This is a genomic window from Cronobacter malonaticus LMG 23826, from assembly GCF_001277215.2.
GTDB classification, from domain to species: Bacteria; Pseudomonadota; Gammaproteobacteria; order Enterobacterales; family Enterobacteriaceae; genus Cronobacter; species Cronobacter malonaticus.
Window position 1 is genome coordinate 1,845,006 of sequence record NZ_CP013940.1, and the last position, 10,375, is coordinate 1,855,380.

At 59.2% G+C, this 10,375-nt stretch carries 9 protein-coding genes; 2 read left to right on the forward strand and 7 right to left on the reverse strand.

Annotation, left to right across the window (positions count from 1 at the left end; all coding sequences use genetic code 11):
* Positions 1 to 5: 5 nt before the first annotated feature.
* A complete protein-coding gene (locus tag AFK66_RS08825; RefSeq protein ID WP_007775473.1) occupies positions 6 to 905 on the reverse strand; it encodes a glycyl-radical enzyme activating protein in 900 nt (299 codons plus the stop codon).
* A 136-nt stretch (positions 906 to 1,041) separates the two neighbouring features.
* Between AFK66_RS08825 and fsa the strand changes: the two genes are divergently transcribed.
* Complete coding sequence (gene fsa, locus AFK66_RS08830) at positions 1,042 to 1,704, forward strand: fructose-6-phosphate aldolase (protein ID WP_007775472.1); 663 nt, start codon at positions 1,042 to 1,044, stop codon at positions 1,702 to 1,704.
* A gap of 13 nt (positions 1,705 to 1,717) precedes the next feature.
* On the opposite strand, the gene AFK66_RS08835 is transcribed toward fsa, so the two are convergent.
* Entirely contained in the window at positions 1,718 to 1,900 is a 183-nt protein-coding gene (locus tag AFK66_RS08835) for a YciZ family protein (protein WP_007775470.1), read from the reverse strand.
* Between the two features lie 211 nt (positions 1,901 to 2,111).
* Between AFK66_RS08835 and AFK66_RS08840 the strand changes: the two genes are divergently transcribed.
* A complete protein-coding gene (locus tag AFK66_RS08840; RefSeq protein ID WP_007775468.1) occupies positions 2,112 to 2,981 on the forward strand; it encodes a crotonase/enoyl-CoA hydratase family protein in 870 nt (289 codons plus the stop codon).
* A gap of 21 nt (positions 2,982 to 3,002) precedes the next feature.
* Here the strand turns inward: AFK66_RS08840 and pdeR are convergent, their stop codons facing one another.
* From pdeR to sapF, 5 genes are all read right to left on the reverse strand, one after another.
* Positions 3,003 to 4,997 (reverse strand): cyclic di-GMP phosphodiesterase, encoded by a 1,995-nt coding sequence (gene pdeR, locus AFK66_RS08845; RefSeq protein ID WP_007775465.1) that lies wholly within the window; start codon positions 4,995 to 4,997, stop codon positions 3,003 to 3,005.
* A 295-nt stretch (positions 4,998 to 5,292) separates the two neighbouring features.
* Positions 5,293 to 7,227 carry an exoribonuclease II gene (locus AFK66_RS08850; protein WP_007775463.1) on the reverse strand — a complete coding sequence of 645 codons (1,935 nt, stop codon included), beginning with the start codon at positions 7,225 to 7,227 and terminating at the stop codon, positions 5,293 to 5,295.
* Positions 7,228 to 7,314: 87 nt separating this feature from the next.
* The gene (locus AFK66_RS08855) at positions 7,315 to 8,469 is read right to left on the reverse strand and encodes a carboxymuconolactone decarboxylase family protein (protein WP_023898613.1); all 1,155 of its coding nucleotides are present in this window, start codon (positions 8,467 to 8,469) and stop codon (positions 7,315 to 7,317) included.
* Between the two features lie 189 nt (positions 8,470 to 8,658).
* Positions 8,659 to 9,447 carry an enoyl-ACP reductase FabI gene (gene fabI, locus AFK66_RS08860; RefSeq protein ID WP_004385358.1) on the reverse strand — a complete coding sequence of 263 codons (789 nt, stop codon included), beginning with the start codon at positions 9,445 to 9,447 and terminating at the stop codon, positions 8,659 to 8,661.
* 120 nt (positions 9,448 to 9,567) lie between these two features.
* Positions 9,568 to 10,374 carry a putrescine export ABC transporter ATP-binding protein SapF gene (sapF, locus tag AFK66_RS08865; protein ID WP_007698262.1) on the reverse strand — a complete coding sequence of 269 codons (807 nt, stop codon included), beginning with the start codon at positions 10,372 to 10,374 and terminating at the stop codon, positions 9,568 to 9,570.
* Position 10,375: the final 1 nt, after the last annotated feature.

A 10,375-nucleotide genomic window follows, 5' to 3' on the forward strand; every position in this document is an offset into this window, starting at 1 on the left:
GATGGTTATCCTCTTATCCATGCGGTGAGCCCTTTCTGGCGGGCGTAATCTTCGGCAAACGCCAGCAGCGCCGGTTCGTCGAGCGGCGTTGCGGGTGCCAGATAGGGCCAGTCCAGCAGGCGGTACTTGTTGATGCCAAGGGTGTGGTAGGGCAAAAAATGAATGTCGCGGGCGCCGGTTTCATCGGCGGCGAAATCCGTGATAGCGCGAATGGAGGCTTCATCGGCGTTAAAATCGGGGATCAACGGAACGCGGATCGTCATCTTCACGCCAGCCGCCGCCAGCCGCCGGAAATTATCCAGCACGCGTTCAGCGCTGCCGTCGGTCCAGGCGTGAAAGCGCTTAGAATCGACATGCTTTAAATCAGCCAAAAGAAGATCAAGAAACGGCAGAGACGGGGCGATATGTTTCCACGGCACATGCAAACACGATTCCACCGCCGTATGGATGCCCGCTTCACGGCTGCGCTGTAACAACATTTTCGCCATCTCCGGCTGCATGAACGGCTCGCCGCCGGAGAGCGTGATGCCGCCGCCGCTGCGGGCGTAGAAGGGGCGATCGCGCAGCACGGTGTCCATGATCGCCTCGACGCTTCGGGATTCACCACAGACGCTCAGCGCCTGGGTGGGGCAGCAGTCGGTCAGCGCGTCCAGCGCGGCGTCATCAAGCGCTTCCCGGTTGATGACCAGAGCGTCGACCTGGCGGCTAATCGCCTGCGGGCATGCCGCTTTACAGAGCTCGCAGCCTTGCAGGCACAGCCGTTCATCAAACAATACATCGCGCTGGCGGCGACGGCTTTCGGGGTTCTGGCACCAGCGGCAGCCGAGCGAGCATCCCTTAAGGAAGACGACGGTTCGAATGCCCGGCCCGTCATGCGTGGAATAGCGTTGCAGGTTAAAGATCATCGTCGTTACGCCAGTTGTGTTTCATTAGAAAATAATCTTACTTTCGAATGAAAGTTTTATTAACGGCGATCAGCTTTATCTGCACCGGCTAATTTAAGATGGCGGCAATGTTAACTTGCTCAAAACAGGAGTCGTTATGGAACTGTATCTCGACACGGCGGACGTCGCGGCCGTCAAACGTCTGGCGCACGTTTTGCCGCTACAGGGCGTCACTACCAATCCTTCTATTGTGGCGCGCGCGGGCGTGAAACTCTGGGATCTGCTGCCTGCGTTGCAGGACGCACTGAACGGTGAAGGCAAACTTTTCGCCCAGGTTGTGGCGTCAGACACGACGCAGATGGTTCGGGAGGCGGAACTGATGGCGCAGCGCGTACCGGGGCTGGTAGTGAAAATTCCGGTTACCCAGGCGGGGCTTGCGGCGATGAAAATCCTCAAACCGTCCGGCATTCCACTGCTCGGCACGGCGGTTTACGGCGCGATGCAGGGCTTAATGGCGGCGCTGGCGGGTGCGGAATATGTCGCGCCTTATGTGAATCGGCTGGATGCGCAGGGCGGTGACGGCGTGGCGACGGTCAGTGAATTGCAGGAACTGCTGACGCTGCACGCGCCGCAGTCAAAAGTGCTCGCTGCGAGTTTCCGCACGCCACAGCAGGCGCTCGGCTGTCTGCTCGCCGGGTGTCAGTCGATTACGCTGCCCGTGGATGTCGCCGATCAGTTGCTCAATACGCCCGCTGTCGCGGCGGCGGTTGAGGGTTTCGGGCGCGAATGGCAGCAGGCGTTCGGCTCGCTCAGCCTGTAATCTCTGCAAGGCGTCATATCTCCCAGGGCGCCTTCTCTTTTTTCTCCCCCGGTTCATCATTCTGCTGGCTCTGCGCCAGCAGTTCCGCCTTCAGAATTTCCAGATTATGAATGGCGGAGTGGTAATCGCCCGCCACCAGAATATCCAGAACGGTATCGATACGGTCAGCCAGCTGCTGCGGATTTACTGTCGGCATAATGCTTCCTTTTTACGGTCGGTACAGGCCCATGATGCAGAAAAGCGGCGCTAAAGAGAAGCGGGCTGCCCGCTTAATATGCTACCAGAATCAATCATTTCGCTTTAACAGATAAATATTGGTTATAAAACAGGCCAGCTTCCCGTGTGAAACGCCGCTGTGAATTAGTCTGATCCTGCGCATAACGCGTTAACTTACATGAGGAAAGACTATGTCAGTATTCAACCAATCGACCTGCAAACTCTTTACCGATACAGCGCGTTTTACTCAACTTTCCGGCTTTTACGAGGAAGAACGCCACATTATGTGGATGATGTTGCGGGCCCAGCCGCGTCCCTGTTTTAACCACGCGCTCATCGAAGAAATCATGAACCTCAGTTATCTGGTGCAGGAGGCCAGACTGGAGGTGGATTTCTGGGTCACCGGCTCGCTGGTGCCCGGCATGTATAACACCGGCGGCGATTTACAGTTTTTCGTCGACTGCATTCGCAACGGCAAACGCGAAGCGCTGCGCGCCTATGCGCGCGCCTGCGTGGACTGCGTACACGCCGCCTCGCGCGGCTTTGACTGCGGAGCCATCAGCCTTGCCATGGTAGAAGGCAGCGCGCTTGGTGGCGGTTTCGAGGCGGCGCTCGCGCACCATTTCGTACTGGCCCAGCGCGACGCCCGCATGGGGTTTCCGGAGATTGCTTTTAATCTCTTTCCCGGCATGGGCGGCTATTCGCTGGTGACCCGCCGTGCCGGTATGCGGCTTGCCGAGGAGCTAATCTGGCAGGGCGAATCACACACCGCCGAGTGGTATCAACCGCAGGGGCTGGTAGACCTGCTCTTTGAACCAGGCCAGGGGTTTGTGGCGACGCGCACGTTCATCGATACCCTCAAACCGCGCCTTAACGGGGTGAGGGCGATGCTTCGTGCTCGCCAGCGCGTGCTGCGTCTCTCGCGTAACGAACTCATGGAGATTACCGAAGACTGGGTGGACGCGGCGTTTAGCCTGGAGCCAAAAGATGTGGGCTACATGGAGCGCCTGATCCAGCTACAAAATCGCCACACCGCCGCGGCCCTGCGTAAAGCAGGCTAACGGCCATTCCTCAGACGCCGGTTACGGCGTCTGTTTCCCGGCCTGATAACGCTGATACCAGTGTTCAAGCTCGGTTGCCGTCATCGGACGGGCGAAGAGAAACCCCTGCCGTTGATCGACGCCGTTTTGCATCAGAAACGCATCTTCTTCTTCACTTTCCACGCCTTCGGCGATCACCTGCAAATTCAGCGCTTTTGCCACTGCGACGATGGCGTGAACCAGCGATTGCGACACGGGCTGCTTATGGACATCGCGCACGAAGCTTTGATCGAGCTTAATGGCATCCAGCGGAAACCGCGCCAGCTGCGAAAGCGACGAATAGCCGGTGCCGAAATCATCCAGATGCACCTGCGCGCCCAGCGCGCTGAATTCATTAATCACCGACAGCGCCAGCTCGGCATTTTCAATCAGACAGCTTTCGGTGATCTCCACGTCAATGGGGCTTTGGGTGAAGCGCATGTCAGTCAGTGCCTGACGCAGATCGCTTATCAGCGTCTGGTCAGCGAGCTGGCGCGCTGATACGTTCACCGCAACCCGCAGGTCGATACCCGCATCGCGCCACGTTGCCACCTGACGCACCACATTCAGCATGACCCAACGCCCGAGCGGTACGATAAGCCCGGACTCTTCGGCGTAGGAGATAAAATCAAGCGGCGAAATCAGCCCGCGCTCCGGCGACTGCCAGCGCACCAGCGCTTCCAGGCTGTGTACATCGCCGTTGGCCAACATTTTCGGCTGATAGTGAATAACCAGCTGATTTTTCTCCAGCGCCTTACGCAGGTTGGTATCGAGCCAAAGATATTCGAATACCCGCTGATTCATCTCCGGGCAAAAGACGCAGAATTTACCGCGCCCGTTCTCTTTGGCGGTGTACATCGCGGTATCGGCGTTGCGGATGACGCTTTCGCGATCGTCGCCGTGCTGTGGAGCCAGCGCAATGCCCAGCGAGCAGCCGGTGTAAACTTCGATAAGCCCGATCCGAAACGGGTGCTTCAGCCGGGTGATAATGCGTGAGGACATGGCTTCCAGCGCCGCCTGCGAGGTATCCGTCGCCATCACGATAAACTCATCGCCGCCAAGCCGCGCCAGCACCTGATCTTTTTCAAGACAGCTTAAAATCGCGAGCGACACCGCCTGGAGAAGCTGATCGCCGAACATATGCCCGTAGGCGTCATTAACTTTCTTGAAATTGTCGAGATCGAGATAGACCACGCCTACCTGCGTGTCGCCACGTTTAGCGATGGCGTCGCTAATCATCTCATGGATAGCGTTGCGGTTGGGCAGGCCGGTGATGGCGTCGGTGTTGGCAAGCACGCGCAGGCGCTCCTGCGCGCGGCGCTCTTCGGTGATATCGGTGCCGGAGCAGATCAGGAAAATTTCGTTTCGCCCGCTGCCGCTGTGGACAAACTTATTGCGAAACAGAAACAGCCGCTGGCCTTTGCGGGTTTTGATCCAGCGCTCGACCTCATAGGAACTGCCGTTGCGAAAAAAACCGGTGATATTACGCCGCGACGCGGACGCTTCAGCAGGCGTCATAAACAGCTTAAAGACATTCTGCCCGATCACTTCGTGTTCTTTCAGGCCCGTATATTCTTCGCTCAGCCGGTTGAAGCGCTGGATATTGCCGTGGCGATCGAGGATGACAATTACCGAGTTGGCTTCAGAAACCACCTGCTCCGCGAAGGAGAGTCCCTGCACGAGATCGCGCGCCACCGAGGTGGTGTCATGCCACGCCGACGCCGTGCCCGCCCACTCTTTACGGGAGACTTTGCGGCCCACCAGATGCACCGGCACCGGTTCGCCAAACAGCGATAACGAGAGCGTGACGCTTGAGGTGATCACACTCATGTTGCGGATTTGCGCGGCCTGTTCCGGCGTCAGCGGCACCACGTGGCTGGTGACGGCCTGTTCGCTGGCGGCAAGCTGCAACGCGTTGCTGTCCAGCGGCAGTCGCCAGAAAGGACTAGCGGCGCCGCAGTAGCGGTACAGCAGATTATTCTCCAGGTCGTCTTTCATGCTCTCTCCCGAACCCACACCATGCGCTATGCAAACGGCACAGCCGGACTCTGCCGGCAATAAGAGGCAAAACGTTTGTTTTTACGGGAATATATTGTTGGCGAAGGCGGCAAGCCGGTGTCGGTTACGGCCATTTCGCTTAATTCTCAACGCGTTAAATTACGACGCACTCTGTTAGTGTGATCGTTTTTTAGAAAAATGCCCAAGTGAGACGGGAAAAATGTGCGCGCTCACACAGAGGGAAGGCGAAGGCGGCAGAGAAGAAAACTCCCCGGCGGGGCCGGGGAGTGGAGGGTCAGGCGACCGGGCGTGCGATGACGCTGCGGGTTTCCATACGCACTTCGGCGATGGTCACGTCGATAACGTCGGTGACTTTATAAACGGTCTCGCCTTTGATCTGCACAGTGCCGTTTTCCTGGCTGCAGACCAGTTCATCGCGCACTGCGTGCAGGAACGGCGCCGGAATAAAGGCGACCGCGCCATTATCCACCAGGCGCACGCGCATGCCGCCGCGGCTGACATCGATAATTTCCGCCGCGAAGCGGGTATCGGTGCCGGCTTTGTCTTTCAGGAAGCGGGCATACAGCCAGTCGCCCACGTCGCGCTCCGCCATGCGGTTGAGACGACGGCGCTCGGCCATCTGTACGGTGGCTTCATCCTGTGGACGCGCAGCGCTTTCGCCTTTGATGATGGCTTTCAGCAGACGGTGGTTGACCATATCGCCATATTTACGAATCGGCGAGGTCCAGGTCGCGTAAGCTTCAAGGCCGAGGCCGAAGTGCGGGCCTGGCTCGGTGCTGATTTCGGCAAACGACTGGAAGCGGCGGATGCGGCTGTCGAGGAAGCCGGACGGCTGTGCGTCCAGCTCACGACGCAGTTTGCAGAAGCCCGGCAGGGTGAGCACGTCGTTCGCATCCACATGCATACCGTGGCTTTGCAGCAGCGTCGCCAGTTGTTCGGTGCTCGCCGGGTCGAAACCCGCGTGGACGTTATAAACGCCGAAGCCCAGCTTGTCGCGCAGCACGCGCGCGGCGCAGATGTTCGCGGCAATCATCGATTCTTCAACGATACGGTTAGCGATGCGGCGCGGCTCGGCCACGATATCCAGCACTTCGCCTTTCTCGCCAAGCACAAAGCGGTAATCCGGACGGTCTTTAAACACCAGCGCGTGTTCGGTACGCCAGGCGCTGCGGCGCTGGCAAATCTGTTGCAGCAGGCGGATCTGCGCGGCAATCGCCTCGCTGCCCGGCTGCCACTCGCCTTTTTCTTCCAGCCAGTCGGAAACGTCGTCATAGGCCAGTTTGGCTTTCGATTCGATGGTCGCTGCGAAGAAGTGAATGTCGTCGCTGATGGCGCCGTCGGCGTCGATAATCATGCGGCAGACCAGAGCCGGGCGCTGCACGCCTTCACGCAGCGAGCAGAGGTCGTCAGACAGCTCGCGCGGCAGCATCGGGATGTTAAAGCCCGGCAGGTAGTTGGTGAACGCGCGCACTTTCGCGATGTTATCAAGCTTGCTGCCTTCGGCGATCCACGCGGTCGGGTCGGCAATCGCGACGGTCAGTTGCAGGCGGTCGCCCTCCAGCGCTTCCACATACAGCGCATCGTCCATATCTTCGGTGCTGGCGCTGTCGATGGTGACGAAATCAAGCGCGGTTAAATCTTCACGCGTCAGGTTTTCATCCAGCATTTCGGTCGCCACGCCGTCCGGCGCTTCGCGCTCAAGATTGTGGCGTGCCAGCGTCACCCACCACGGCACGAAGTGGTCGTCGCCGAAGGTAATAAACTGGGTCAGTTCCGCGTAGAAACCGCGATCGCCTTTCAGCGGATGACGGCGCATCTCCGCCACCGCCCAGTCGCCATTCTGAAAATCATGGCTGACGCCGCGTTCAGCGCGGCACGGGATGGCGTCTTTCAGCAGCGGATGATCGGGAACGATAGAGAGACGATCGTCTTTCTTTTGCACCCGGCCCACAAAGCGGGTCAGGAAGGGTTCGATAAGCTCTTCCGGCTCGGCGGATTCTTTTTCCTTTTCCGTATGGATAACGGCAATGACGCGATCGCCGTGCATCACTTTCTTCATCTGCGGCGGCGGAATGAAGTAGCTTTTCTGCGCGTCAACCTCAAGGAAACCAAAACCTTTTTCCGTGGCTTTTACTACCCCTTCGGCGCGCGGCGTCTGGGAATGCAGTTGCTGTTTAAGCTGCGCAAGCAGCGGGTTATCCTGAAACATAGTGTCGAATTTTCGTGGCCAAAAGAGCGGCTGACAGTTTTACGCGATTGCGCGCCTCCCGGCAAGCGCTCTTTAGGCAACCGCAGGCTACGCGGCGACGCCAAGACCAAGCCGCAGACGGTTTATCCAGCCGCAGGCGCTGCCAAAGGCGAGCAGGCGCAGGGCGTCCTGGGCATCAAAACCGGCGTCTGTCAGCGGCTCAAGCTGGGCGTGGCCAAACCGCGCCGGGGCGCGGGTCAGCATCTGCATCGCCTGAATAATCGCGCGCGCTCTGGGGTGGTTATGGCTCCAGGCGAGCAGCGCCCGTTCACCGTTGCGCGCCGCGTCTGCAAGCCCTGGCTCGTCGCGCAGGCGCAGCGCGGCCTCATCAAAACAGCTTGCGCTGCCGTTGATGCGCGCGGATACCAGCGCCACCAGCGCAGCGTCAGCCGCATCCTCCGGCCTTTGCAGCACGACGAGCAGCGCGGCGAGGCCCGCTAAGGCGCTCGCGTCATGAGCCAGCAGAGAGAGCATCGGTTGCAGCAGCGGCTCATCCAGCGCCGCGTTATAAGCAGCTTGCTGGTCGGCGCTGGCCCAGCCCATCTCCAGCGCCGGGAGATCGGGCTGCCAGCGCGACTCAGCGGCGCTAAAGAGTGAGGCAGGCGCGTCCTGTTGCATGTCGATGCCCGGCAACCAGCGCGCCGGCTGGCCGGGCTGCGCCTGTAACAGCGCCACCGCGCGAGCCTGAAAGCCTACGAAACCGATAATCTGCGTAAACGTCACGATGTCATGCACTGACAACCCCGCGTCTTCCAGTTGCGCACGTGCCGCGCTGTCAATCAACGTCGGCTGACTGGCGAGCTGGCGAGCGGTCTGGGTGAGCAGCGTCAGGCGGCGGTTGCTTTCCCGCGAGGAATCCGGCCCCGGCTCGGGCGCCAGACGGGCGGCGTAATGGTTGCAAAGCCGCTGCACGCCGCAGACCTGTGCGACGGTCAGTGCGGCGCTGAGGCGGTCATAGACGCTCAGCGTATGAAGACGGGTGACGTCGCGTTTATCAGGCAGCAGGGAAGGGATAAGCGCACGCGCGGCGTCGCACCACGGCGCATGGGCGGCGATGTTCACGTCGTCCAGCGGCAGGTCGAGCAGAAAACGGTCCTCCACCTTTGCGGCTTCGGGAACTAACGGCAGCGGATCTGCCGGACAGAGGCTGGACTGGGTTTCATGATACCAGTGGCTTTTGCCGGTAAGGCGGCGTTGTTCCATGGTCGTTCCTTGTCTGAAAATGAGCGCCCGGAACGGCGGAAACAATACGCGGCGCCGGGCAGGTCACGCACGACTATCCTGGCGTAACACTTCGCGGCGATAAAAGATTGTTCGGTGATAACAAATATCAGAAAGGTATAAATAAAAAGGGCAGGTTGAAAACCTGCCCTTTGGCGAGAACCCGGAAGATTATTTCAGTTCCAGCTCGTTCATCGCAGCGATGCTGAAACCGCCGTCAACGTGAACCACTTCACCGGTGATACCGCCGGAAAGGTCAGAGCACAGGAACGCCGCGGAGTTACCCACGTCTTCAATGGTGACGGTGCGGCGGATCGGGGTGACCGCTTCGCAGTGCGCCAGCATTTTACGGAAATCTTTAATGCCGGAAGCCGCCAGCGTGCGGATCGGGCCTGCGGAGATGGCGTTAACGCGCACGCCTTCCGGACCCATCGCGTTCGCCATGTAGCGTACGTTGGCTTCCAGAGACGCTTTCGCCAGACCCATCACGTTGTAGTTCGGGATAGCGCGCTCTGCGCCCAGGTAGGAGAGGGTCAGCAGCGCCGCGTTCGGGTTCAGCATAGAACGGCACGCTTTCGCCATTGCCACAAAGCTGTATGCGCTGATGTCGTGCGCGATTTTGAAGCCTTCACGGGTCACGGCGTTAACGTAGTCGCCATCCAGCTGGTCAGCCGGCGCGAAACCGATGGAGTGTACGAAACCGTCAAATTTCGGCCAGACTTTGGCAAGCTCGGTGAACAGCGCGTCGATGCTTTCATCTTCCGCAACGTCACACGGCAGCACGATGCTGGAGTCCAGTTGAGCGGCAAACTCTTCCACGCGGCCTTTCAGCTTGTCGTTCTGGTAGGTGAACGCCAGTTCAGCCCCTTCACGGTGCATTGCCTGTGCGATACCGTACGCGATGGACAGTTTGCTGGCTACGCCAGTCACCAGAATGCGCTTACCGGTAAGAAAACCCATAGCTTTTAATCCTTATCGTCATTGTTATGGCGGCTGGCCGAAAGCGCCAGCCGTCGTTAAAACGCGGCGATTCTAACATGACTCGCCGGAGGAGTTAATCCGACCACTACAGATGGCGGATTAGCGGTCTTTCCGCCAGGCGTCGGCGGTTAAGGCTTCGCCGAAATGACTGGCGATAAGCCGTTTGGTTAAATCGTGCAGCGGCGAGGCGAGAACATCGGCCGTACTGCCGCGCTCCACCACTTCGCCCTGATGCATCACCATCACCTGATCGCTGATGTGTTTCATCATGCCGATGTGCTGGGTGACATAAATATAAGAGATACCCTGTTTTTCCTGTAATTCCAGCATCAGGTTGATTAACTGCGAACGCATCGACATATCGAGCGACGCCAGCGCTTCGTCGGCGATAATGACTTTCGGGCGCAGGATGAGCGCGCGCGCGAGGCCCAGACGCTGCTTCTGGCCCGGTGCCAGCATATGCGGATAGTAACTCACGTGATCGGGCAGCAGACCGACCATACGCAGCGTCTCTTTAATGCGCTTCGCGCGGGCTTCCGGCTCCAGATCGGTGTTAAGCCGCAGCGGGAAGTCGAGAATTTGCGAAATCCGCTGGCGCGGGTTGAGCGACGTCGACGGGTCCTGGAAAATCATGCGGATCCGCTGGCTGCGAAACGAATAATCGCCAAACGTCAGCGGATGATCGTCAATCACCAGATCGCCTGTGGTCGGCGCGACCATGCCAGCCAGCATTTTGGCGAGCGTGGATTTACCCGAGCCGTTCTCGCCGATGATAGCCAGCGTCTGGCGCTCGCGCAGGGTAAAGCTCAGCGGCTTTACCGCCTCGACGGTCTGGCGGCGAAACCAGCCGGTGCGGTAACGATAGGTTTTACTCAGGTTGCGAACCTGCAACAGCGTTTCCACCATT

Bases quoted from the DNA above. Each gene is read 5' to 3' on its own strand.
- AFK66_RS08855 (WP_023898613.1), bottom strand. From the start codon at position 8,469: ATGGAACAACGCCGCCTTACCGGCAAAAGCCACTGGTATCATGAAACC.
- fsa (WP_007775472.1), top strand. From the start codon at position 1,042: ATGGAACTGTATCTCGACACGGCGGACGTCGCGGCCGTCAAACGTCTG.
- AFK66_RS08840 (WP_007775468.1), top strand. From the start codon at position 2,112: ATGTCAGTATTCAACCAATCGACCTGCAAACTCTTTACCGATACAGCG.
- AFK66_RS08825 (WP_007775473.1), bottom strand. From the start codon at position 905: ATGATCTTTAACCTGCAACGCTATTCCACGCATGACGGGCCGGGCATT.
- fabI (WP_004385358.1), bottom strand. From the start codon at position 9,447: ATGGGTTTTCTTACCGGTAAGCGCATTCTGGTGACTGGCGTAGCCAGC.
- pdeR (WP_007775465.1), bottom strand. From the start codon at position 4,997: ATGAAAGACGACCTGGAGAATAATCTGCTGTACCGCTACTGCGGCGCC.
- AFK66_RS08850 (WP_007775463.1), bottom strand. From the start codon at position 7,227: ATGTTTCAGGATAACCCGCTGCTTGCGCAGCTTAAACAGCAACTGCAT.
- AFK66_RS08835 (WP_007775470.1), bottom strand. From the start codon at position 1,900: ATGCCGACAGTAAATCCGCAGCAGCTGGCTGACCGTATCGATACCGTT.
- sapF (WP_007698262.1), bottom strand. From the start codon at position 10,374: ATGGTGGAAACGCTGTTGCAGGTTCGCAACCTGAGTAAAACCTATCGT.